The 24320-nt window shown below is 65.9% G+C and carries 19 protein-coding genes and 1 other RNA gene; 18 read left to right on the top strand and 2 right to left on the bottom strand.

The annotated features are described in order from the left end of the window. On the bottom strand, positions 1-3214 hold a 3214-nt coding region (locus tag VGL40_06660; protein HEY3314945.1), incomplete at its 3' end, for a 5'-nucleotidase C-terminal domain-containing protein. A 248-nt stretch (positions 3215-3462) separates the two neighbouring features. Further along, positions 3463-4284 carry a polyamine aminopropyltransferase gene (speE, locus tag VGL40_06655; GenBank protein HEY3314944.1) on the bottom strand — a complete coding sequence of 274 codons (822 nt, stop codon included), beginning with the start codon at positions 4282-4284 and terminating at the stop codon, positions 3463-3465. A 139-nt stretch (positions 4285-4423) separates the two neighbouring features. Here speE and tpiA point away from each other — a divergent pair, with 139 nt between their 5' ends. From tpiA to VGL40_06565, 18 genes are all read left to right on the top strand, one after another. After that, positions 4424-5197: a triose-phosphate isomerase gene (gene tpiA, locus VGL40_06650; GenBank protein HEY3314943.1), complete on the top strand. Its 774-nt coding sequence runs from the start codon at positions 4424-4426 to the stop codon at positions 5195-5197. Next, the gene (gpmI, locus tag VGL40_06645; protein ID HEY3314942.1) at positions 5197-6759 is read left to right on the top strand and encodes a 2,3-bisphosphoglycerate-independent phosphoglycerate mutase; all 1563 of its coding nucleotides are present in this window, start codon (positions 5197-5199) and stop codon (positions 6757-6759) included. Before tpiA ends, gpmI begins: the two co-directional genes overlap by 1 nt. Before the next feature lie 46 nt (positions 6760-6805). Continuing rightward, complete coding sequence (eno, locus tag VGL40_06640) at positions 6806-8104, top strand: phosphopyruvate hydratase (GenBank protein ID HEY3314941.1); 1299 nt, start codon at positions 6806-6808, stop codon at positions 8102-8104. Between the two features lie 98 nt (positions 8105-8202). Beyond that, positions 8203-8451, top strand: coding sequence for a preprotein translocase subunit SecG (gene secG / locus VGL40_06635; GenBank protein HEY3314940.1), 249 nt, complete (start codon positions 8203-8205; stop codon positions 8449-8451). A 133-nt stretch (positions 8452-8584) separates the two neighbouring features. Then, on the top strand, positions 8585-9013 hold the full coding sequence (locus tag VGL40_06630) for a PaaI family thioesterase (GenBank protein ID HEY3314939.1): 429 nt from the start codon (positions 8585-8587) through the stop codon (positions 9011-9013). Then, positions 9000-9551, top strand: coding sequence for an HD domain-containing protein (locus tag VGL40_06625; GenBank protein ID HEY3314938.1), 552 nt, complete (start codon positions 9000-9002; stop codon positions 9549-9551). Before VGL40_06630 ends, VGL40_06625 begins: the two co-directional genes overlap by 14 nt. An 8-nt stretch (positions 9552-9559) precedes the next feature. Then, the gene (gene rnr / locus VGL40_06620) at positions 9560-11635 is read left to right on the top strand and encodes a ribonuclease R (protein HEY3314937.1); all 2076 of its coding nucleotides are present in this window, start codon (positions 9560-9562) and stop codon (positions 11633-11635) included. Between the two features lie 270 nt (positions 11636-11905). After that, the gene (locus VGL40_06615) at positions 11906-12532 is read left to right on the top strand and encodes an isochorismatase family cysteine hydrolase (GenBank protein HEY3314936.1); all 627 of its coding nucleotides are present in this window, start codon (positions 11906-11908) and stop codon (positions 12530-12532) included. A gap of 89 nt (positions 12533-12621) precedes the next feature. Further along, positions 12622-14229 carry an ABC transporter substrate-binding protein gene (locus tag VGL40_06610; protein ID HEY3314935.1) on the top strand — a complete coding sequence of 536 codons (1608 nt, stop codon included), beginning with the start codon at positions 12622-12624 and terminating at the stop codon, positions 14227-14229. A gap of 51 nt (positions 14230-14280) precedes the next feature. Next, positions 14281-15327 carry an ABC transporter permease gene (locus tag VGL40_06605; GenBank protein ID HEY3314934.1) on the top strand — a complete coding sequence of 349 codons (1047 nt, stop codon included), beginning with the start codon at positions 14281-14283 and terminating at the stop codon, positions 15325-15327. Positions 15328-15344: 17 nt separating this feature from the next. Further along, the gene (gene nikC, locus VGL40_06600; protein HEY3314933.1) at positions 15345-16205 is read left to right on the top strand and encodes a nickel transporter permease; all 861 of its coding nucleotides are present in this window, start codon (positions 15345-15347) and stop codon (positions 16203-16205) included. A 68-nt stretch (positions 16206-16273) separates the two neighbouring features. Next, on the top strand, positions 16274-17473 hold the full coding sequence (locus VGL40_06595) for a membrane dipeptidase (protein ID HEY3314932.1): 1200 nt from the start codon (positions 16274-16276) through the stop codon (positions 17471-17473). Positions 17474-17487: 14 nt separating this feature from the next. Continuing rightward, positions 17488-18234, top strand: a complete 747-nt coding sequence (locus VGL40_06590) for an aspartate/glutamate racemase family protein (GenBank protein HEY3314931.1) — start codon at positions 17488-17490, stop codon at positions 18232-18234. A 169-nt stretch (positions 18235-18403) separates the two neighbouring features. After that, positions 18404-18883: an SsrA-binding protein SmpB gene (smpB, locus tag VGL40_06585; protein ID HEY3314930.1), complete on the top strand. Its 480-nt coding sequence runs from the start codon at positions 18404-18406 to the stop codon at positions 18881-18883. Positions 18884-18948: 65 nt separating this feature from the next. After that, positions 18949-19293, top strand: a transfer-messenger RNA (tmRNA) gene (ssrA, locus tag VGL40_06580). Between the two features lie 176 nt (positions 19294-19469). Further along, on the top strand, positions 19470-20414 hold the full coding sequence (locus VGL40_06575) for an amidohydrolase family protein (GenBank protein HEY3314929.1): 945 nt from the start codon (positions 19470-19472) through the stop codon (positions 20412-20414). Then, entirely contained in the window at positions 20414-22132 is a 1719-nt protein-coding gene (locus VGL40_06570) for an FAD-dependent oxidoreductase (protein ID HEY3314928.1), read from the top strand. The genes VGL40_06575 and VGL40_06570 overlap by 1 nt, the downstream gene beginning before the upstream one ends. 207 nt (positions 22133-22339) lie before the next feature. After that, positions 22340-24316, top strand: coding sequence for an N-acetylmuramoyl-L-alanine amidase (locus VGL40_06565; protein HEY3314927.1), 1977 nt, complete (start codon positions 22340-22342; stop codon positions 24314-24316). Positions 24317-24320: the final 4 nt, after the last annotated feature.

Below are 24320 nucleotides of genomic sequence, written 5' to 3'. Positions count from 1 at the left end.
GCTCGATGACCGCCTTGATCTCGGCCCCGGTGTAGGTGGCCGTGCAGAGGGTGTTCGAGAACGGGTCGACTTCCCACATCTTCCCGACGATGATGTCGCCGGCCGGGATGGCGGTACGGATGCCGCCCGGGTTGGTCAGGGCGATGTCCGCCCCTGCCACGTTCTTCATCACGTCGGTGATCAGGTCGCCAAGGGCCGACGGCTGAGTCCGGGTGTTGTCGAGGTTGATCTCGGTCTTCCCGATGACCTCGCCGAAGACCGGACCCAGATCCTTGTTGTACTGGTCGACCTTGGCCTGGATGGCCGAGTCGGCGGTTACGTCGCTCTGGTAGGTGGTGATCGTCTGGACCTTTGAGTTGAGGACCTGGTGGCTGACGCCGTCGACGGTCAGGACGATCTCGCCGAGGGCCCGGCCTTGGTAGTAAGCCTCGACCACGGGCACCCCGTTGATCTTGGCGGCCACGGTGCTGTGGCTGTGCCCACCGACGATGGCATCGACGCCACCGATGGACTTGGCCATCGTCGCCAGTTCGCCGCTGACCACGCCGGTCTTCGAGTCTTGCGTCCCGCCGACGTGGCTGAGGACGACCACGACGTCGGCGCCCATGTACCTAAGCTGCGGGGCGAGGATGTTGACGATCATCGTCGGGTCCTTGAAGTCGAGGTCCTTGACATTGTCGGCGACGACGATGGTCGGCGTCTCCGAGGTGATCACCCCGATGACCCCGATCTTCAGGCCTTCCTTCTCGAAGAAGACGTAGGGCTTGGCCCAGTCGGGGCGCTCGGTCGTCCCCTTCTTGAAGACGTTGGCCGCGAGGATCGGGAACTTGGCCTGCGCCACGCGGTCCTGGATGGCCTGGACGCCCCAGTCGAACTCGTGGTTGCCGAGCTCCATGACGTCATAGCCTTCGTCGTTCATCAGGTCGGCGACCGGCTTGCCCTTGAGCAGGGTGGAGACGGCCGTCCCCTGGAAGGCGTCACCGGCGTCCATGACCAGCGTGCCGGTGGGGTTCTGAGCCCGTTCCCGGGTGATGTAGCTGGCGACGACCGAGGAGCCTCCGTAGTAAGCGCCGCTGGAGGTCTTCTGGTCGTCCTTGTTGATCCGACCGTGGAAGTCGTTGGTGGTCAGGAGGGTGATCTCGGGGTAGCGCGCCCGGGCCAGCATGGCGGCCGCTTCAGCGCGGGTGACCAGGCCCTTTGGCTGGAGGGTGTGGTCCGGCTTGCCGGTGACCCAGCCCTTCTCGATGGCGATGCTGTAGGCCACCTTGGCCGAGGTCGAAAGCTGGGCGGCGTCGCCGTAACCGGAGAGGTCGATCGATCCGCCCGAGGAACTCAGGCCAATGGCCGCTGTGGTCAGGGCTTCGACGGCCTTGTCACGGGTCAGGGCGGCGTTGCCGGCCGAGGCCGGGACGTTGGTCCCGTAGGCCTTGTTCAGGGACTTGTAGAACTCGAGGACGGTGATGTTCTTGTCGGGCTGGAAGGTGTTATCGGCGTAGCGGTCCATCACGTTGTAACGGACCACCCGGTCGATGTAGCTCTTCGCCCAGTGGGTGACCCAGTCGGGGGTGAGGAGCCAGTTGTTGTCGACCACCGGGGCGATGGAGCCCTTGTCCTTGACGTAGTTGGCGATGAGGTTGCGGACCTCGTCGACCGACTTGTAGAGGATGGTCCCCTTGGAGACCCCGGGGCCGCCGGTCGCCCGGTAGTTGTTCAGGGCGATCTTGTACTTGCCGTTCGGATCCACCGGCTGGCCGTGATAGGTCAGGTCATAGATCCGGCTGCCGACCGGCTTGGTGATGTCGATCTTGTAGTTGATGCCGGAGTACATGTCGTAGTTGTAGTCGCGGACGCTCGGGTTGATCAGCGGGGAGAAGTCGGTCCCGAAGTTGTAGGTGTTGTAGTACTGGGCCGACCACTCCATCGCCTCTTTCAGCTGGGCTCCGGTCACTTCGTTGGCGTAGAGGGTGTTGTCGTACCAGTATAGGGCGTACATCTGGCGCATCGTGATCGGACCCTTGGTCATCGCCGCGTTGGTGTTGAAGAAGGCCGCCAGGGACAGGTCCGTCCCGGCGTACTTCATCTGGACCGCGTTGATCAGGTCGACGATGGCCGTGTCCTTGATCCGGGCATCAGTCTTGGAGAAGTCGCCGAGGGCGGTGCCGATGGGGGTGTCCATCCAGGTGTTGGCCTTGTCGTGGTAGGTCTTGGCCAGGTCGAGGACGGCCTGTTCGGCGACGGTACTGCTATCAACGAGTTCGTTGGTGCTGGTCTTGGCGGCGACCTTCCACGGCTTGGCCGTGTCGCCGGTGGCCTCCATGGTCACGTCGATCTTGGACAGCCTGGTTCCGTTATTCTTCGGGGCGACCACCAGCACGCCGTTGGGCAGGACGAGATTACCGATGTCGGCGTGGGCGTGCCCGGTGACCATGACGTCGATGCCGGGCACCTGAGCCACGGCGTAAACGTGGTTCTCACCGGGGACGGCCTGGGTGATCGGGGCGAAGCTCTTCGTGTCGACCTCGAGGCCGCTGTGGTCGACGACCACGACCAGGTCGACCTTCTCGGTGTCGCGGAGGATGGGGACGTACTTCTTGGCCGCGTCGACCGCACTGGAGAAGGTCAGCCCGGCGTAATTCTCAGGCTTCTCCCAGCTCGGGACGCCCTCGGTGGTCAGGCCGAGGAGGCCGACCTTGACCCCGCCGACCGTCTTGACGACGTAGGGGGTGAAGTACGGGGTTCCGTCGGCCTTTAGGATGTTGGCCGACAGGAAGGGGAACTTGGCCTCGCCCTTGACCTTGCTCAGGATGTCGAGGCCGAAATTGAACTCATGATTGCCGACAGTGAACGAGTCATAGGCCAGAGAGTTCATCACCAGGGCCATTGGATCGGCCGGGGCGTTGTCGATCATGTTGTGGTAGTAGGACAGGGCCGTCCCCTGGATCAGGTCGCCCGAATCGACCAGCAGTGTGTTCGGGTTGGCCGCGCGGTCCTTGGCGATCAATGTGGCCAGCTTGGCCAGGCCGACGGCGCTGGTCGAGTTGGTGTTGTAGTCGAATGGGTAGATGGAGCCGTGAAGGTCGCTGGTCCCGAGGATGGTGATCTTGACCTGTTCGGCGGCGGCGAAGGAGGGGTTGGGAAGCGCGCCGAGGCTCAGACCAAAGACCAGAGCCGACACCAGGATGGCCACCAGAACACGGTTGGATGCCCGCTTCATTATGGTCCTCCTCTTCTGTAAAATAGGCCCATACAACAATGATGCCGGGCTCTCCTTCCGGAGCGACCCGACCCCAGAGGCCCGATACCACCACCTTCCCCGATTCGCTCAACCGGCTTAGTATTAGACACCAAGCGAGCCAAATCCTTCCGAAAGGAAAGACCGGGCGGAATTTCCAGCCCGGTCTCGGTGCAGGTAAGATGGCAATGTTCGGGTCGCGTCCAGGAGACGATTCCCAGCTCTCCGGTCTACTTGAGGCGCTCGGCGACGAACGGTGGCAGGACGAAGGACGCCCGGTGGATGTCCGACGAGTAATACTTGGTCGGCAGCTCGACCCGCCGGAAGTCGGCGGCCGGGTCATGCTTCTTTGACCCGATGGCGAAGGTCCACATCGCCCCGGGGTAGGTCGGGATGACCGCCCAATACAGGCGGGCCACCGGGAAAACCGCGGCCAGGTCCTTGACCACCCGGGCGATCAGTTCGCCGTGGAGGAAGGGGGACTCGGACTGGGCGACGAAGATGCCGTCCGGGGTCAGGGCCTCCCTGACATCGGCGTAGAACTCCCGCGAGAAGAGACCGACGGCCGGTCCGATGGGGTCGGTCGAGTCGCAGACGATGACGTCGTATTCCCCGCGGTGCTCCTTGACGTGCTTGATCCCGTCGCCCACGGCCAGGGTTACCCGGGGGTCGGTGAGGGCGCCGGCGATCGACGGAAGGAACTCCTGGCTGCGCTTGATCACCTGGCCGTCGATTTCGGCGAGGACGGCCCGCTCCACCGTGGGGTGCCGGAGGGCCTCGCGGATGACCCCGCCGTCGCCCCCGCCGACGACCAGGACCTTGCGGGGCGCGGGGTGGGTGGCCAGCGGCACGTGGGCGATCATCTCATGGTAGACGAACTCGTCCTTCTCGGTGGTCATCACGCAACCGTCGAGGACCAGCATCCGACCGTACTGCCGGGTTTCGACCAGGGCCAGGTCTTGATACTGGGTCTTCTCGTTGACGAGGGTCCGGTCGATCCGGAGGTCCAGACGGAGATCAGGGGTCTGCTGTTCGGTAAACCAGAGTTCCAAGAATCGCCACCTCCAGGGGTCTGATGTCCCGCCGGGGGCCAACCCCCCGCCAGGGTTTATTATCCCGACCGGCGGGGGGCTCGTCAAGCCGGGCTGTGGTATAATATGGCCTAGCCGACAGCTGTTAGGGGGAAATTGCGTGCGGAAACCCATCATTGCCGGCAACTGGAAGATGTACAAGACCGGGTCCGACGGTCGAACCCTGGGCGAGGAGGTCGCCCTGGCCGTCGGTGACCTGGCCGGGCAGCGGGTCGAGGTGGTCCTGTGCCCGCCCTTCACCGCCCTTGAATCGGTCGCCGGGGCCGTTGCCGGCACGCCGCTGAAACTGGGCGCCCAGAACGCCCATTGGGAGAAAGAGGGGCCCTTCACCGGTGAAGTATCCCCGGCCATGCTCAAGGCCATCGGTTGTGCCTATGTCATCGTCGGCCATTCGGAACGCCGGCAGCACTTCGGCGAGACCGATGAGGGTGTAAACAAGCGGGCTCGCGGCGCCCTGGCCTTCGGCCTGACCCCGATCATCTGCGTCGGGGAGCGGCTCGAGGAGCGCCAGGCGGGGAAGACCGCCGAGGTCGTCACCAGGCAGCTGAAGGGGGCCCTGGCCGGCCTCGGCCCGGACGAAGTCCGGCAGGTCGTCGTGGCCTACGAGCCAGTTTGGGCGATCGGGACGGGCATCGCCGCCACCGCCGCCGACGCCCGTGAAGGGTGCTCGCTCATCCGCCGGCTCATCGCCGAGGCCGCCGGACCGTCCGTGGCCGACCAGGTCCGGATCCAGTACGGCGGCAGCGTCAAGCCGGAGAATATCGCCGAGTTCATGGCCGAGCCGGACATCGATGGGGCCCTCGTCGGCGGGGCCAGCCTGAAGGCCGACTCCTTCGCCGGGATCGTCCGGGGCGGAGCGGCCGCCAAGGGCTGATGGCCGTCCTCATCGTCCTCGATGGGTGGGGCCAGTGCGCGCCCAACGCGGGCAACGCCATCGCCCTGGCCCACACCCCCAACCTCGACCGGCTGCGGGCCGAATACCCGCACAACCTGCTCGGTGCATCCGGCGAAGCGGTCGGCCTGACCGAGGGTCAGATGGGCAACTCCGACGTCGGCCACCTGAACCTCGGCGCCGGCCGCGTCGTCTACCAGATGCTCGTCCGGATCGACAAAGCCATTGGGGACGGCTCGTTCTTCGATAACCCGGTCCTCCGCGAGGTCATCCACCGAGCCGGCGCCCGCGCTCCCGAAGCCGACCGGCCGGCCCTGCACCTTGTCGGCCTCCTCTCCGACGGCGGGGTCCACAGCCACCTCCGGCACCTCTTCGCCCTTCTGGAGATGGCCCGCCGGGCCGGCGTCCGGAAACTCTACATCCACGCCTTCCTCGACGGCCGCGACGTGCCGCCGATCTCGGCCCTCACCTACGTCGACGAGCTCCAGCGCAAGCAGGATGAGCTCGGCTTCGGCCAAGTGGCCACGGTGATGGGTCGCTACTACGGGATGGATCGGGACAAGCGGTGGGAACGGACTCGCCTGGCCTACGAGGCCATCGTCCTGGGCCGCGGAGAGCGGGCGGCGACGGCGGCCGAGGCCGTCGAGAAGGCCTATGCCCGCGAGGAGACGGACGAGTTCGTCCTCCCGACGGTGGTTGGCTCTTATCCTGGGGTCAAGTCCGGGGACTCCATCGTCTTCTTCAACTTCCGGGCCGACCGGGCCCGCCAGATCAGCCACGCCTTGATGGACGGTGATTTTGCCGGCTTCCCCCGCGAGGTCTGGCCGCGCCCGTTGGTGATGGTCGGACTGGCCGAGTACGAGGCCTCCCTCCCGGTGCCCGCGGCCTTTCCGCCCGAGGTTCTCCACAACACCATGGGTGAGTACCTCAGTCGGCTCGGCCAGACCCAGCTCCGAATCGCCGAGACCGAGAAGTATGCTCACGTCACCTTCTTCTTCAACGGCGGCGAGGAGCGGGTCTTCCCCGGCGAGGAGCGGCTCCTCATCCCCTCACCCAAGGTGGCCACCTACGACCTGACCCCGGAGATGAGCGCCCGCCCGGTCACCGACGCCGCCGTCAAGGCCATCGAGGCCGGCAAGTTCGACTTCATCCTCCTGAACTACGCCAACGGCGATATGGTCGGCCACACCGGGGACCTCGCGGCGACGATCAAGGCGGTTGAAGTCGTCGACGAGTGCGTCGGTCGGATCGTCACCGCCGCCCTCCACACGGGCGACTTCTGCCTGATCATCGGGGACCACGGCAACGCCGAGGAGAAGATCGACCCCGAGACCCACGGGCCGCACACGGCCCACACCTGCAACCCCGTCCCGATCATCCTGATCAAAGAGGAATTTCGGGGACCGCGCGGGTCGATCGACCATGGCGTCCTGGCCGACGTCTCCCCGACCGTCCTCGATCTGATGGGTCTGCCAATACCGCCCGAGATGACCGGCCGCAGCCTTGCCCACCGGCCGGCGGCGGTCTTAGCCAGCGAGGACTGAGCCGATCCTGCCGATACTGAGGTAACAGCGAGGAGTGGCGATACCAATGGCCATCAACGGCACCCGGATCACCGCGGTCAAGGCCCGCGAGATCCTCGATTCGCGCGGCAATCCCACCGTCGAGGTGGACGTTACCCTGGCCGGCGGACCCCGGGGGCGGGCCGCCGTCCCATCCGGCGCCTCGACCGGGGCCTACGAGGCCGTCGAGTTGCGCGATGGGGACCCCGCCCGCTTCGGCGGCAAGGGCGTCCGCAAGGCGGTCCAAAACGTCGACGAGGTCATCGCCCCGAAGGTCATCGGGATTGATGCCCTCGACCAGAAGGCCCTCGACAAGAAGCTCAACGAACTCGACGGGACGCCCAACAAGGGACGACTGGGGGCCAACGCCATTCTCGGGGTCTCCCTGGCCGTCGCCAAGGCCGCCGCGGCCGAGCTCAAGCTGCCTCTCTACGCCTACCTCGGCGGCATCACCGCCCGGGTCCTGCCGGTCCCGATGATGAACATCCTCAACGGTGGGAAGCACGCCGACAATAACGTCGACATCCAGGAATTCATGGTTGTCCCGGCCGGGCTGCCGACCTTCGCCGAGGCCCTCCGGGCCGGGGCCGAGGTCTTTCACGCCCTCAAGTCGGTGCTCAAGAAGAAGGGTCTGAACACGGCGGTCGGCGACGAGGGTGGCTTCGCCCCCGACCTGAAATCCAACCAGCAGGCCCTGGAGAGCATCGTCGAGGCCATCGTCAAGGCCGGCTACAAGCCCGGCGGCGATGTCTTCATCGCCCTCGACCCGGCCGCCACCGAGCTTTTCCAGGACGGCCGGTATGTCCTCCGGGGCGAGGGGGTCACCCACACCCCCGACGAGATGGTCGACTTTTACTCACACTGGGTCGCTGAATACCCCATCGTCTCCATCGAGGACGGGTTGGCGGAGGATGACTGGGATGGCTGGAAGAGCCTCACCGACGCCCTCGGAACCCGCGTCCAGCTGGTCGGGGACGACCTTTTTGTGACTAACACCGCCCGCCTCCAAAAGGGGATCGAGGCCGGCGTGGCCAACTCGATCCTGATCAAGGTCAACCAGATCGGCACTCTCACTGAGACTCTCCAGGCCATCGACCTGGCCAAGAAGTCCAACTACACGGCGGTCGTCTCGCATCGGTCAGGGGAGACCGAGGACACGACCATCGCCCACCTGGTCGTCGCCTGCGGGACCGGGCAGATCAAGACCGGGGCGCCGTCGCGCACCGACCGCGTGGCCAAGTACAACGAGCTCTTGCGGATCGAAGAAGAGCTGGGCGCGGCCGCCGTTTTTGCCGGTCTCGGAGCTTTCAAACGGGCCTCAGCCTGACTTTCCCAATCGTCCGGCGGTCAAAAGAGGGTTTTTGATTGTCATTTGGTCCCGGCGTGTGATAAAATATTGCTTGTCTGTGAGGAGGTGTCAGCCTTTTGTCGGGCAGCGTCATCATCTACTACGTCCTCTTGGTCCTTCACATCGTCTTCACCGTCGGCCTGATCGCCGGAGTCCTGCTGCAATCCGGCCGTAGCGCCGGGCTTTCCGGGGCCATCGCCGGCGGGGCGACCACGCTTTTCGGCAAGAAGAAGGGTCTTGACGAGACCCTCGGCCGGATTACGACCGTGTTTGCCATCGGCTTCCTCATCACGGCCCTTCTGTTCACCCTCATCACCAAATACTAGTTTTCGGGCCATGAACGGCGAGCCCCTTCGCCGGGGTTCGTCTGCGCCTCAACCCTTGCCGGTTGGGGCGTTTTGGTATCGGTCGGTCAGCGCTCAAGTCAGCCGCGTTGCGGCCCCGCGAGGAGGCCCGATCATGCCCGCCAAGGGCGCCTATTCCGGTTGCTTCGCCTGCGGGATGGACAACCCCGGCGGGCTGAAACTGAAGTTCGCCCGCCAGGGCGACTACATGACGACCAGCTTCACTCCCGGGGAAGCCTACCAGGGGTACCCCGGGGTGACCCACGGCGGGATCATCGCCACCATCATGGACGAGGTCATGGCCCAGTTCCTCTTCCAGGCGGGGACCCCGGTGATGACGGCCAAGCTGGAGGTCAGGTACAGGCAGGCGATGCCGGCCGACCGTCCCACGCTCTACCGGGCCCGGCTGACCCGCGATGCGCGGCGGCTCTTCGACCTGGAGGCCGACGCCGTCGGACCCTCCGGAGAGGTCTTCGCGACCGCCAGGGGCACCTATCTACCGCTTCCCAAGGAGGCTATCGGAGAGTTCTATGACCAGAGATGAAGCCTATCAGTTGATGCTGGGGAAGGTCCAGAACCAGAACCTGCGCAAGCATATCCTGGCCGTCGAGGCGGTCATGCGCCGCCTGGCCGAGCATTTTGGGGAGGATCCGGACCGCTGGGGCCTGGCCGGCCTGCTCCACGACATCGACTATGAGTCGACCAAGGACGACCCGGACCGCCACAGCATGGAGGGTGCGGACATGCTGGCCGGGATGGGCGTCGAGCCGGAGATCGTCGAGGCCGTCCGGACCCACAACGAACGGCATGGGATCCCCAGGACGACGAAGATGGCCAAGGCCCTCTTCGCCTGCGACCCGTTGACCGGTCTGATCGTCGCCGCCGCCCTCATCCGGCCCGAGAAGAAGCTGGCCATCGTCGACGCGGCCTTCATCATGAATCGCTTCGGCGAGAAGGGCTTCGCCCGCGGGGCCAACCGGGAGACCATCAAACATTGCAGCGAGCTCGACCTGTTGTTGGACGAGTTCGTCGGCCTCGGGCTCGAGGCGATGAAGGGCATCTCCGGGGAGCTGGGGCTCTAGGGGCGCCCGTGGCGCGACGCAAAGCCGGCCGGCCGGGGTCGAAAAGGACCGGGGCCAAGAGGACCGGGGCCAAGAAGCCGGAGGTTAAACCCGCCGACCTCGTCATCCGTCCGGGACAGTTCACCGCCAAGCTCCGGGCCAGTGCCCGGGGCTTTGCCATGCTCACCGCCGAGGATGGAGAGGAGTTCTTCGTCCCCCCGCCGGACCTCGGGGGAGCGATGGACGGTGACCTCGTGCTGGCCAGGCCCAAACGCGGGCGGCCTCACGACCGCGGCGAGAGCCATCCTTACGGCGAGGTGCGTTTCCGGAACGAGCGCCCCGAGGCCGAGGTCCTCAGGGTGGTCGAGCGCCACCATCGCCGGGTCGTCGGGACCTTCGCCCGGGGGCGTTACTTCTCGACCGTCGAACCCCTCGACCCCAGACTCCCCGAGTTCGTCGTCCCTCGCGGAAAGCAGGGGGAGGCCAAGCCCGGGGAACTGGTGGCGGCGGAGATCATAAGCTATCCGGACGGTTTGCGGCGGCCCGAGGTCCGAGTGACCGAGGCCCTGGGCCGGGCCGGCCGGCCCGGGGTCGACATCGCCGTGATCATCAAGACCTATGACCTCCCTGAGCATTTTCCCGAAGTCGTGGAACGGGAGGCCGCCCGCGTCTCCCAGGAGGTCCTCCCCGTCGAGATCGAGGGGCGGTCGGACCTTCGCCGCCTGACCACCGTGACCATCGACGGAGAGGACGCCAAGGACCTCGATGACGCCGTTTCCCTGGAGGTGGACGATCAGGGCTACCACCTGGGGGTTCACATCGCCGACGTCGGCCACTACGTCAAGCCGGACAGCCCCCTCGACCGCGAGGCCCGCCGGCGGGCGACCAGCATCTATCTGGTCGACCGGGTCCTGCCGATGCTGCCCCCGGCGCTGTCCAACGGGATCTGCAGCCTCAACCCCAAGGTCGACCGGCTGACCCAGAGCGTCTTCATCGACTACGACCCGACCGGCCGCAGACTCGGGTATCGCCTGGCCGACTCGGTTATCCGGACCGCCGAGCGGATGACCTACACCGCCGTGGCCGGCCTGCTGGGCGGCGCCGACCCCCGCTTGAAGGAACGTCATGCCCCGTTGCTTCCGATGTTCGAAGGTATGGCCCGGCTGGCCCGGCTCCTGCGGGCCTCCCGGATGGACCGGGGCAGCCTCGACTTCGAACTGCCCGAGGACAAGGTGGTCCTCGACGAGGAGGGGCGACCGGTCGAGCTTTACCGCTACCAGCGGACCATCGCCGACCAGATGGTCGAGGAGTTCATGCTGGCCGCCAACGAGGTCGTCGCCACCCACTGCGCCGGCCTGAAGATCCCGTTCGTCTACCGGGTCCACGAGCGGCCGGATCCGGCGAAGCTCGAGGCCTTGAACGAGTTCCTCCGCCCGTTCGGGTTCGCCCTCCGCGACCTGGAGGGGCTGGGTCCCGGCGAGTTGCAGGACATCCTGGTCCGGATCGCCGGTCGACCCGAGGAGCGGCTGATCAGCCGGGTCATCCTCCGCTCGATGAAGCAGGCCCGCTACAGCGCGGACAATCTGGGTCACTTCGCCCTGGCCTTCCGGTACTACACCCACTTCACCTCACCCATCCGGCGCTATCCAGACCTCATCGTCCACCGGCTGCTCCGCGAGAGCAGGCGGTCCGGCGGTCCCCTGCCGCCCGTCCGCGAAGCCATCTGGCGCGACGTTCTTCCGGAGATCTCCGAACACTCGTCGGAGCGCGAGCGCCTGGCCGATGAGGCCGACCGGGCCTCGTTCGAGGTCAAGAAGATCGAGTACATGGCCGCCCGCCTCGGAGAGGCCTATACGGGGATCATCTCCGGAGTCACCCCTAGCGGCTTTTATGTCGAACTGCCCAACTCGGTCGAGGGCTTCGTCCACGTCCGCGAGCTGGCCGACGACTACTATGTCCTCGAACAGGCGATGTACGCGCTGATCGGCCAGTCCACCGGCCGTCGCTACCGCCTTGGCGACCCGGTCGATGTCTATGTGATGGCGGCCGACCCGATGGCCAGGAGGCTGGATTTTGGACTTGACCCGGGCGGCCCGCTTCGTTGAAAGACCTTTTTCCGCGAAAGACCTCTTTCCGTCGGGGAGAGAGGTTTTTCGCTGTATAGATATACACAACAGAAATTTGCCCACCTGGTAGGAGTTCGGCCCCCGACCACGAATCTAAAGAAAAATCACGTTGCCCAGATGACGTGAATCGTTATCCGACTGCAGCGAGGAGAAGCCACTCATCGGTCCGCTGACTGACCGAGCCGGGCGGTGTCGCCCGGCGTTGCTGTTAATCCCGCCGCTGTCGGTAAGGAGGACCGGGGACAGAGGATGAACCGTTATGCAGTCGTCGTTATCGATTTGATCAAGGGGCTGGTCGACGCCGGGGCGACGGGCGACCATGACTTCGAGGCCCGCACCCGGTCGATCTTGCCGAGCGTTCGACGAGTCCTGGCGGAGGCCCGCGCGGCGGCCATCCCGGTCGTCCACGTCCGCATCGTCCACCGGCGTACCCCGGACGGACGTCTCGACGACGGCGGGCTCTCCGAGATGCTCCGCCGCCAGGACGCCATCCTTGGGGTCAAGAGCCCGGGCGTGGAGCTCGTCGAGGGCTCCGAATGGGTCGAGTTCCTCGACGAGGTCAAGCCGGAGGCCGGGGAATACGTCGTCCGCAAGAACCGCTACAGCGCCTTCTACGGTGGTGATTTCGGGACCCTCCTCGAGGCCCTGAGGGTCGACACCCTCATCGTCGTCGGGGTGGCGACCAACTTCTGCGTCCGGGCCACCTGCCTCGACGCCTTCCAGAAGGGATGGCGGACAGTCGTCCCACGGGAGGCCGTCAACACCTATTCTGACCGAGCCCAGGAACAAGGTCTGGAAGACCTTCAGATGACGACCACCGACGTGGTCGGTCTGGAGGAGGCGGTGCGTCTGATCCGTCAAGCCAAGGAGGGTTGAGTCCACGGCCCCCCGGCCCCCCCGGCCCCCGATAGATCAACTGGACCCACGTCGGTCCCAAGCATTCGATGCAAGGAGGAGCACGCCAAGTGAGAGCTCAGTCAAGACGTCCCCTTTTCCTCGTCATCACCGTGTTGGTGGCCCTGTCGTTCATCGCCACGGGTTGCCGCGGCAACCAAAGCCAGAACGGCGAAATCTCCCGTGACCGGACCCTGGTCATCGCCGATCCCGGCGGTTATACCAGTTTCGACCCGCACGTCACCTACGATGGCCCCTCGGCCCAGACCACCCGGGCCGTCTATGAAGGCCTAGTCGCCTACAAGGGGACCACCACCGACCAGTTCGAAGCCAAGCTGGCCGAGACCTGGGAGTCTTCTACGGACAAGCTGACCTGGACCTTCCACCTCCGCAAGGGGGTCAAGTTCCACGACGGCACCCCGTTCAACGCCGAGGCGGTCAAGTTCTCCTTCGACCGGCTCCTCTCCGTCAACAAGGGACCGGCCTGGATGTTCGCCTCGATCAAGGAAGTCAAGGTGGTCGACGAGTACACCGCCCAGATCATCCTCAAGGAGCCCTATGCCCCCTTCCTCGAAGCCCTGGGCAGCCAGTGGGGCCCGCTGATGGTCAGCTCGAAGGCCGTCAAGGACCATGAGAAGAACGGCGATCAGGCCCAGGAGTGGCTCCAGAGCAACGAGTGCGGGACCGGCCCGTACACCCTCGTCCGGGCCACTCCCGAGAGCGAGGTCGTCCTGAAGAAGTTCAATGACTACTGGGGCGGCTGGTCCGGCAACCACGTCGACCAGGTCATCATCCGGACCATCCGCGAACCGGCCACCCGCCGCCTGCTCCTCGAGTCGGGCGAGATCGACATCGCCAACCGGATGAACCCGACCGACCTGGAGGCCCTGAAGACGGTCAAGGGCGTCCGCGTCGACGAATCCCCGAGCCTCCGCAACCTCTATCTGTTCGTCGTCTTCAAGGCCCCCTGGACGAACCCCGTCGCCCGGCAGGCCCTGGCGATGTCCTTCGACTATGACGCCTATGTCAAGAACTCCCTCAAGGGCCACGCCACCCGGGCTGCCGGGCCGATCCCGGTCAGCCTGTGGGGGCACGACGACTCCCTGGCCCTGCCGCAGTATGACTCGAAGAAGGCCGGCGAGCTGTTCAAGCAGGCCGGCGTGAAGCCCGGCACGAAGCTCCAGGGACAGTACCTCAGCGGCTTCGAGGACATGCGGGCGGCCATGGAGGTCCTTCAGGCCGGCCTGGCCCAAAACGGCATCCAGCTCGAGATCAAGGAAGTCACCGGCAACGCCCTGACGGCCATGATGTCCGGCACCGATCCCTCGACCAAGCCCGACTTCTACACCTTCTACTGGTACCCGGACTTCGCCGACCCGCTGAACTTCCTCGTCCCGATCTTCCATTCCGCCTCTCAGGGCCAGGCCGGTTTCAACGGCCAGCTGCTCAAGGACCCCGAGATCGACCGCCTCCTGGACGAGTCCCAGAAGCTCCTCGAGCGCGACCAGCGAATCCCCCTCTATAAGCAGATCCAGCAGAAGATGGTCAAGGACAACGACGCCCTCTATCTGGTCGACCTGCCCGAGGCCGTCGGTCTGCGGGACAATGTCCAGGGATATGCGTTCAACCCGGTCTACACCAACACCTACGATTACTACCACATCTCCCGGACCAAGTAAGCGGCCCGGAGCGATTCAGTTGCCGAAAGTACACCGGTCGGCGGGCCGGGCTTGCGCCCGGGCCCGCCGGCCCAGACGGGATCGATCGCCATGCTGAAGTACACGACCCGGCGCCTCGGGCTGGCCATCTTCGTCATGATCGGGGTCATCGCGGCGACCTTCATCATCGGGAACATCGTCCCCGGTGACCCCGCCCGTCTGGCCGCCGGCCCGCACGCCGGGCCGGAGCAGGTCGCCAAACTGAGACACGAGTATGGACTGGACCAGCCCCTCCCGGTTCAGTTCGTCCGCTATGTCACCAGGTTGGTCCACGGGGACCTGGGGCGGTCGATCACCTCTTACCGTCCGGTCGCCCGGGACATCGCCGAGTACCTGCCGGCCACCATCGAGTTGGCCCTGTGGGCCGCGCTGCTGACGGTGATCATGGGCATCCCCCTGGGGGTGCTCTCGGCGGTCCGGCGGAATGGCGCGGTCGACCTCTCCTCGCGCCTGGTGGCCCTGCTCGGGGTGACCATGCCGGCCTTCTGGCTCGGTCTGATCCTGCAGGTCGTCTTCTTCCGTGGCCTCGGCTGGCTGCCCGCCGGCGGCCGGATCGACGCCTTCATCACCCTACCGCCGCGCCTGACCGGCTTCATCGTCTTCGACTCGGTCCTCGCCGGCAATTGGGCGGCCGCGGCCTCGGCCCTCCAGCACCTCATCCTGCCCGCCGTCACCCTGGCCTTTGGGAGCGTCTCGGTGGTCACCCGGATGACCCGGGCGACGATGCTCGAGGTCCTCCGGGAGGACTACGTCCGGACGGCCCGAGCCAAGGGCCTGGCCGCGCGGGTGGTCATCTACAAGCACGCCCTCAGGAACGCGATGGTCCCGATCATCACCGTCGTCGGGCTCCAGGTTGGCTATCTCCTTTCCGGAGTCTTCTACGTCGAGAGCATCTTCGGCTACCCGGGTCTCGGCACGTACACCATCAGGGCCATCACCAGCCTGGACTTTTCCGGCATCCTCGGGTCGACGATCGTGGTGGCCCTGGTCTACCTGGTCATCAACCTCATCGCCGACCTGTCCTATCCGCTCTTCGATCCGCGGATCAACGTCCAATGAGCGGGGAGCGGCGAGCGGTGGGCAAAGGAGCCGGTATGGACCGACTGAAGCAAGTGAAGAGGGCGCTCCGGCGTGACCCCGCCCTCCTCGTGGGGACAGTGTTGATCCTGGCCATGGTCGTCCTGGCCCTGGTCGGTCCGCTGTTCACCCACTACAGCCCGACCGTCCCCGACCTTCCCCACTCGCTGCAGGCCCCCAGCCTGACCCATCCCTTTGGGACCGACGAGATGGGCCGGGACGTCCTCACCAGGGTCATCCACGGGGCGAGGGTCAGCCTGCCGGTGGCCCTGATGGTCATGGGCATCGCCTGCGTCATCGGGACCATCATCGGGCTCGTCGCCGGCTACTCCGGCGGGTGGGTCGACGAGCTGATCATGCGGGTGGCCGATATCTTCCTGGCCTTCCCGGCCCTGATCCTGGCCATGGCCATCGCCGCGGCTCTGGGCCCCGGCCTGGTCAACGCGATGGTGGCCATCGCCATCGTCTGGTGGCCTTGGTATGCCAGGCTCGTCCGCTCGGAGGTCCTCAGCCTGAGAAACCGCGAGTTCGTCGAGGCCGCCCGGGCTGGGGGTCTCGGCGACCTGCGGATCGTCGTCCGACACATCCTGGTCAACGCCCTCGGGCCGATCATCGTCCAGGCCACCCTGGATACCGGCTATGCCATCCTGACCACGGCCGGCCTGAGCTTCGTCGGACTGGGGGCCCAGCCGCCCTCACCCGAGTGGGGCAGCATGATCTCCGTCGGTCGCAAGTACATCCTCGATCAGTGGTGGTACTCGACCTTCCCGGGCGTGGCCATCATCCTCAGCGTCCTCGGTTTCAACCTGATGGGCGACGGCCTCCGCGACGTCCTCGACCCGAGGACTCGGAAGCAGTAAGAAACAAGGCGGCCTCCCCGAGGAAGCCGCACCAGGTCAGGACAATAAGCAGTAGGAGGCCTTCTGCCATGGGAATCAAGACCGCGTACCGCGGTTATCGTTCCTATCAGTACCTCGAGCCCGACGTCGACTACAAGTTCTTCAAGCTGGCCAGGGAAGTCGCCAGGGTCGAGCCGTACCTGGTCCCCCTGACCCCGGCCGAAGAGGAGCGTTACCACCGCTTGGTCCGCGATTCGGTGATCGTTTCCCTCCATGAACACATCAGCGTGACTCCGGACGACCTCAACGAGTTGATCGCCTACGAACAGGAAGGCCGGGAGTCGACCGCCTTCGAGGCCCTCTCCCAGTCCTGCCTCGACGCCGTGTTCGATAACATGATGGACGGCACCTGCGTGATCCACTCCAAGGCCGGCTGGAAGTGGGACGACGTCATCCACGACCTGGGCATGCGGGCCAGCGACATCGCCCATCAGGACTTCCTCTTCCGGGGTGAGCGCGTCGAGGACATCCACCGGGCCCACCGCGAGGGCCGGATGGCCTGGTTCATCTCCCTGGAAAGCTGCACCCCCATCGAGAACGAGCTGGACCGGCTGGAGATCCTCTACGGCCTCGGGGTGCGGATGATGGGTGTCACCTACAGCGAATCCAACTACCTGGGCTCCGGGCTCAAGGAGACCCGCGACGGCGGCCTGACCGCCTTCGGCCGGGAGGCCGTCCAGCGGATGAACAAGATCGGCATGGCCATCGACGTCTCCCACGCCGGCGACCTGACCTCGTTGGACACGATCAAGTTCAGCTCCAAGCCGGTCTTCACGACCCACACCGGGGCCCGGGCCCTCTGGGACATGCGCCGCCTGAAGCCCGACGACGTCCTCAGGGCCTGCGCCGACAAGGGCGGGGTGATCGGCATCGAGGCCGCCCCGCACACGACGATCACGAAGAAGCGGCCGCGCCACGACCTCGAATCCTTCATGGAGCACTTCGAATACATCAAGGACCTGGTCGGCATCGACCACGTCACCTTCGGCCCGGACGCCCTGTACGGCGATCACGTCGGGCTTCACCACCTGTTCACCAAGGCCATGTCGATCAAGGCCTCCTCCGGCGAAGGGTTCGAGGAGATCGAGTACATCAAGGGCCTCGAGAACCCGACCGAAGCCTCCCACAACATCGTCCGCTGGCTGGTCAAGCACGGCTACACGGATGAGGACATCCAAAAGGCGGTCGGCGGCAACACCATCCGCGTGCTCAAGGAAGTCTGGTCCTGAAGGGAGGCGCCGTGATGGCTCGGATCCTCTATCTCATGCCCGGCACCGGGGCCCCGGCCGCCGAGAAGGCCAGGCGCGAGGGGCTGGCCAACTCCTTCCTGACCAACCCTCAGAACAAGGTCATCGTCGACGACGTCGACGAGGGGCCGGCCTCGATCGAGTCATCCATCGAGGGGGACCTGAGCGTCAGGGGGATGCTCAACCGGGTGGTCAGGGACCGGGGACGGTACGATGCCGTGATCATCGGTTGCGCCGACGACCCGGGCCTGTTCTCCCTGCGGGAGTTGCTCGAGGTCCCGGTCGTCGGTCCGCTCGAGACCTCGTTGGCCGTAGCTTCGACCCTTGGGGACCGTTTCGGCCTGATCACCATCGGCGAGTCGGCCTTTCCCGAGACCCGGATGATCCTCCGCCGCAATGGGGCCGAAGGACGGCTGGCCTCGCTACGGTCGGTCGAGGTCAGCGTGGAAGAGATGATCGACGAGCGGGTAGGCCGCGACCGGCTGGCCGAGTCCTTCATCCGCGAAGGCCGCGAGGCGATCCGCGAGGGCGCCTCGGTCATCCTGATGGGCTGCATGTCGATGGCCTTTCAATTGCTGGACGAGGCCGCCCGCGGGCAACTGGCCGCCCCGGTGATCAACCCGGCCAAGGTCGCCGTCAAGCACGCCGAGATGCTCCTCTCGCTGGGATTGAAACACAGTGTGCTGGCCTATCCCCGGCCCGATCTGGCCAAGCTGAAACGGACCGTCCTACCGGGCCTATGAGCCTCAAATAGCAGCTTTTATTGACATCAGCGCTGTTTGCGGGTTATAATTAATTTCTGCGCTAGACAAACGCCGACCCTCGTTCACGTTGAGCGAGGGCCGTCGCGTCGTTGGTCAAGCGAGAAAAGCCGCGGCCAAGGGACCAGCCGCCGACGGAAGGGATCGTCAAGTGGCCGAGACGGGCGAGAACGGCATCAAGATGATCGCCGAAAACCGAAAAGCTCGCCACGATTACTTCGTCGAAGAGACCTTCGAAGCCGGCCTGGCCTTGACCGGCACCGAAGTCAAGTCGCTCCGGCTGGGTCGGGCCAACCTTCGAGACAGCTATGCCAGCGTCGAAAACGGCCAGCTTTTGCTGTATAATGTGCACATAAGCCCGTATGAGATGGGCAACCGCTTCAACCACGACCCGCTCCGGACGCGCAAGCTCCTGATGCACCGGAGCGAGATCAAACGGTTGCTGTCCAAGGTTAGGGAGAAGGGGCTGACCCTCGTCCCGCTCCGCCTGTACTTCAAGCGCGGGCGGGCCAAGGTCGAGCTGGCCCTGGCCAAAGGCAAGCGGACCTACGACAAGCGGGCCGAGATCGCCGCCCGCGACGCCCGCCGGGACACCGAGCGCGAGCTGTCGAGCCGCGAGCGGGAGCGCTGAGGGCGGCCGCGGCACCGATTGGCGGACCAGTGAAACAAATCGTCCGATTCTACGACTAATAGCTTGGGGGCGAATTAGTTTCGACGGGGGTAGAAGGGACAAGAGCAGCGAGCCGAGGTCCCGTTGCCTCGTAAAACCGCGGGAACCGTTTAACTGCCAACGATTACGCACTAGCAGCCTAAGACTGCTACGCCTGATTGACCTCGCCTGCGTGGTTGATCAGAGGCGCCATTAGAGCAGGCTACTTGTAAGACCCGGGCTCGGGGCCCTACAGGGAACTAAGAGAGCTAGTCGCCGCGGACTCTCGCCGGTGGGCGTCCGTGGCGGCGAAACTGAACCGCCGGATACGCTCGTAGATACTGTTGCCGCTTCACCTTCGGACCGGAGTGCAACTCTCCGCGCCTCCACCACCAAAAGGGTCGACCATCGCAAGATGGCCGGCCCTTTTTTTGGTGTTCGGTAGTCCTCCGAGCCTTGCCCTGCCTTCGTTAGAGCCATCCTGGCTATTTCGTTTCCCGAAAGGAATTTTCCCCGCCCCGTTGAATCATGGATAACTGTGTCGAAAGGCAGAAGGAGGCACCTGGGAATGCCGTACGAAGGACTCAAGGTCATCGACTTCCACGTCCACCTGCCGATCTGGCGCCGGCCGAGGGAGGCCACGGCCTCCACCGCGGCCGAGCATGCGAAGAAGCCCGACCTGAATCAGGAGTATTCCCTCGAGCGCCGCCGCCAGTGGCGCCTCGAGTGGGGGTTCCCCGAGCCGGAAGACACCTCCGGGGTCAGCGAGGAACTGATCGCCAAGCGCTGGGCGGCGGAAGTCGAGAAGAGCGGCCTCGAAAAAGTCGTCCTGGTCACCGGGGGCGGGAACGAAAACCTGGTCCGGCTCGTCGAACCTTACCGAGACAAGCTGATTCCCTTCGCCCATCACGACCTGGCCGGCCCGGACGCCCCGGACCAGTTGAAGCGGGCGGTCGAGGAGCTGGGCTGCAAGGGCTATAAGATCATCGCCCCGACCCTGACCATCGATTCCTTCGACCGGCCGGAGCTCGAGCCGCTCTGGACCTACATGGAGGACCGGCAACTGCCGCTCCTCATCCACTTCGGCTGGCTGGGCACGGGCGGCGGGATCGTCGACCACCCGCTGATCAACCCGCTCCGCATCTACCCGGTGGCCCACCGCCACCCTGCCCTGCCCATCGTCATCGCCCATTTCGGCTGCGGTTATTTTGGGGAGCTGCTCCAGCTCTGCTGGAGCTGTCCGAGCGTCTATGCCGACACGTCCGGCTCAAATCAGTGGGTCCGCTGGATGCCCTACCCGCTCGACCTGGAAGGCCTCTTCCGGAAGACCTACGAGACCATCGGCTCCGGCCGGATCATCTTCGGCACCGACTCCAGCTGGTTCCCGCGCGGTTTCTCCTCCCGTTACCTGGAGGAGCAGGTCCGCGCGTGCCGGTGGATCGGGATGAAGGAAGAGGATCTGCGGGCGGTCTTCGGCGGCAACGCGGCTAAGCTCTTGGGGGTGGGTCTGTAGTGGCGCCGAGCGCCCGGACCATCGTCGTCGTCGGCGGCGTGGCCGCCGGGGCCAGCGCCGCGGCCAAGGCCCGGCGCGAGGACGAACAGGCCCGGATCGTCGTCTTTGAACAGGGGGAGCACGTTTCCTTCGCCAACTGCGGGCTGCCCTATTTCGTCGGCGGTGAGATCGCCGACCGCGGCTCGCTCCTCCTGCACACGCCCGGGTCCCTCAGGGACCGGTTCAACCTCGACGTCCGGGTGAACACGGAAGTCACCGAGATCATCCCGGCCAGGCGGCTCGTCCGGGCCAAAGACCTGAAGACCGGTGAGGTCGATGAAGTCGGCTACGACAGCCTGGTCATCGCCACCGGGTCGCGGCCGGTGGTCCCGACCTTCGCCGGCGCCAAGAGCCGCAACGTCCAGGTCTTGCGGACCGTCCCCGAGGCCGAGCAGCTCAGGCGCCGGCTGCGTTCGGGTCACGCCAAGCGGGCCGTGGTCATCGGCGCCGGGTTCATCGGCCTCGAGGTCGTTGAGAACCTCCGCCGGCAGGGCGTCGAGGTGGCCCTGGCGGACCAGGCCGATCAGGTCCTGCCGCCGCTCGACCCGGAGATGACCGTGCCCATCGAGGACGCCCTGCGGTCCCTCGGGGTCGAGGTGGCCCTCGGTCGCGGTCTCCGCGGGTTCATCCAGCGCGGGGGTAAGGCCGTGGCCGCCGAGCTCGAGGATGGAACGCGGGTCGAGGGGGACATCTTCCTCCTGTCCATCGGGGCCGTCCCCGATGTCGACCTGGCGGCCCGGTCCGGGATCGCCCTCGGCCCGACCGGAGCCATCGCCGTGAACGACCGAATGGAGACGAGCATCCCCGGGATTTACGCCGCCGGGGACGCCGTTGAGACGGTCAACCGGGTCACCGGAAGACCCGCCTGGATGCCCCTGGCCGGCCCGGCCCAAAAGCAGGGGCGGGTGGCCGGAGCCAACGCCGCCGGACGGTCGATGACCTTCAAAGGGGCCTACGGCACGGCCATCGTCCGGGTGGGCGGCGTTGTCGCCGCCAAGACCGGCCTTGGCGAGGGCGAGTGCCGGGCGGCCGGCATCGACTGTCGGGTGGCCTACAACTACCACGGGGACCACGCCGGTTACTATCCGGGCTCCCAGGGGATGTTCATCAAGCTCCTCGCCGAGCGACGGGCGGGTCGTCTGGTCGGCGCGCAAATCGTCGGCGGTCGCGGGGTCGACAAGCGCATCGATGTCCTGGCCACGGCCATCGCCGGCCGGATGGGCGTCACCGACCTCGAGGACCTCGACCTTGCCTACGCCCCGCCCTTCGGGGCCGCCCGCGACCCGGTGATCATGGCCGGGATGACCCAGGCCAATCTCCAGCGGGGCGAGATCGATGGGTGTACGCCGGCCGAGTTGGCCGGGTGGCTCGGTGGCGCCGACCTTCAGTTGGTGGATGTCCGCGACCCCGCGGAGTGGGCGGGTGGCATCATAGAAGGGGCTGTTACCATCCCCTTGCCGGAGTTGCGCCGCCGCCTGAACGAGCTCGACCCGGCCAGGCCCACGGTTATCTACTGTCTGAGCGGGCAGCGCAGCTACTTCGCCACCCGCATCCTGAAGAACAGCGGCTTCTCCAAGCTTCAGAACCTCACCGGTGGATTCCTCGGTTGGACCTTCTATGTCAGGAGTCGCGAGCGTTCGGCCGGCCAAGTGCCCCGGCCGGCGGGCGCCGTGTCCTGACCGCCGCGAACAGCGCGGTCGGAGGCCAGTCCAGGGCGGACCGGGCGAGCACCGGCCCGCCCTCTTCATGCCCGCGCGGATCTCGGCCCATCAAGCCCCGGCCCATCAATTACCGGCTGCTTCGACCCTCGAAAAGGGCAGGAGAAGGTCGAATTTAGTAGAAATGACGCCAACGGAGCTTTTTCCAGGCCAACTCAAGGAGGCCCCATGAGCCCGATGATGTCCCTCTCCAATCGCAGTCGACTTCGCCATCGCTTGCGGCGGGTCATCGCCGCCGCCCTGTCGGCGCTGATGGTCGCCGTGATCCTGTCTTCGTCCTCCGCTATCGCCGCCGCGGCCCCGAAGATCAAGATCGTCATCAACGGCACCGTCATCCCCAGCGATACGGCCCCATCCGTGCAGAGCGGGCGAGTCCTCGTGCCTCTCCGGGTCATCTCCGAATACCTCGGGGCGACCGTCGCTTACGAAGCCAAGACCAAAACCGTCACCGCCGCCCTCAACGGGACGACCATCTCGCTCAGACTCGGGGAGAAGAAGGCCACCGTCAATAAGGCCGTCGTGTCCCTCGAGGTGGCGGCGACGGCGGTCAGCGGCCACACCATCGTCCCCCTGCGGTTCATCGGACAGGCCTTTGGCGCCTCGGTCAACTGGGACGCCAAGTCGAACAGCGTCATCATCCGGCGCGACGGGACGGTCAGCGACCTCCACTATGATAAGGGCACCGGCCAGGCCACGGTGACCATCGACGTCAAGGGCGGCGCCTCCGGGTTCACCACCGCCGTGACGAGCAACCCCGACCGTTTGATTGTCGACATCAGCGGGGCCGAACTTGGCCTGCCCAAGACGACGTATGAGTTCAACGACCCCGCCCTCACCGGGGCGCGGGCCGGACAGATCTCGCAGAACCCCGACGTCACCCGGGTCATCCTCGAGTTCCCCGAGGCCACGGTGACCAAGGTCGCGGCCGATGCGGCCAAGACGGCCATCAAGGTCACCTTCGGCTACAAGGTCACCAAGATCGGCCTGGAAACGCGCGGGCAGGAGAAGGTCGTGGCCATCGGGACCACCGGGCCGGTGAAGTGCGAGACCGCCGTCCTGACCGGTCCGGACCGGGCCATCATCGATGTCCAGGGAGCGACCCTTTCGGCGGCCCTCACCCAGACCGCCCTTCAGTTCAGCGACGATACCATTTCCCAGCTCCGGGTGGCTCAGTTCGCGTCCAACCCCGACGTCGTCCGGGTGGTCGCCGACCTGAAGAAGCCGGCCGGGATGGGGATCGAGACCCGCGACCTCGAGGCGGTGGGTCATTTCCTTACCACCGTCAATAGACTGAGCTACGAGAAGACGGCCGCGGGGGCCCGCCTGACGGTCGACGCCAGCCAGGGGGTCAGCTGGAACGTGAGCCGCCTGGCCTACCCCAACCGCCTGGTGATCGAGCTGCCGTTCGCCGCGGCCGGGGTCATCGGAGCCGGGCAGGCCCCGAACGACGGTCTCGTCAGGACGATCAGTTGGTCCCAGTCGTCGGCCAGCCCGCCAAGCGTGGACCTGACCATCGAGAGTCCGTCGATGCTCGATTACCAAGTGACCCCCGGCGCCGACGGGAAGCAGTTGGTCTTCACCCTCACCCCGGCGAGCATCGCCGGCAAACTGGTCGTGGTCGACCCAGGCCACGGCGGCCCCGACCCCGGCGCCCGCGGACCCAAAGGGACCCTGGAGAAGGACATCGACCTGGCCATCTCCCTCTATCTCCGCGACTCCTTGGAGGCCGCCGGGGCCAGGGTGATGATCCTCCGGACGGCCGACGTCGACGTCGGTCTGTATGACCGCCCGGCCATGGCCAACGCCGCCGGCGCCGACCTCTTCGTCTCCGTCCACAACAACGCTAATCCTTACGCCCTTTTGTCCGGTACCGAGACCTACTACACCGACACCAACCCACTCAACCGCTATCTCGCCGACAAGGTTCACGCCGCGGTCGTCACCTCGCTCGGGACGATCGACCGCGGGGTCAGGACGGAGCCCTTCGTCGTCATCCGCGAGACCAAGGCTCCCTCGGTCCTGGTCGAGGGGCTCTACCTGTCCAACCCCACCGACGAGAAGCGGCTCAAAGACCCGAATTTCCAGCGTTCGCTGGCTCAGGCCATCGCCAAGGGGCTGACCGCCTTCTATCAGGCGGTCAACTGAGGCC

The sequence above is a fragment of the Bacillota bacterium genome (assembly GCA_036504675.1).
Lineage (GTDB): Bacteria > Bacillota > Sulfobacillia > JAJYWN01 > JAJZPE01 > DASXUT01.
The sequence above is the reverse complement of the archived record's forward strand: the minus strand, read 5'-3'. Positions and strand labels throughout refer to the sequence as shown.

Bases quoted from the DNA above. Each gene is read 5' to 3' on its own strand.
- gpmI (HEY3314942.1), top strand. From the start codon at position 5,197: ATGGCCGTCCTCATCGTCCTCGATGGGTGGGGCCAGTGCGCGCCCAAC.
- eno (HEY3314941.1), top strand. From the start codon at position 6,806: ATGGCCATCAACGGCACCCGGATCACCGCGGTCAAGGCCCGCGAGATC.
- VGL40_06630 (HEY3314939.1), top strand. From the start codon at position 8,585: ATGCCCGCCAAGGGCGCCTATTCCGGTTGCTTCGCCTGCGGGATGGAC.
- VGL40_06625 (HEY3314938.1), top strand. From the start codon at position 9,000: ATGACCAGAGATGAAGCCTATCAGTTGATGCTGGGGAAGGTCCAGAAC.
- VGL40_06615 (HEY3314936.1), top strand. From the start codon at position 11,906: ATGAACCGTTATGCAGTCGTCGTTATCGATTTGATCAAGGGGCTGGTC.
- VGL40_06595 (HEY3314932.1), top strand. From the start codon at position 16,274: ATGGGAATCAAGACCGCGTACCGCGGTTATCGTTCCTATCAGTACCTC.
- VGL40_06590 (HEY3314931.1), top strand. From the start codon at position 17,488: ATGGCTCGGATCCTCTATCTCATGCCCGGCACCGGGGCCCCGGCCGCC.
- VGL40_06575 (HEY3314929.1), top strand. From the start codon at position 19,470: ATGCCGTACGAAGGACTCAAGGTCATCGACTTCCACGTCCACCTGCCG.
- VGL40_06565 (HEY3314927.1), top strand. From the start codon at position 22,340: ATGAGCCCGATGATGTCCCTCTCCAATCGCAGTCGACTTCGCCATCGC.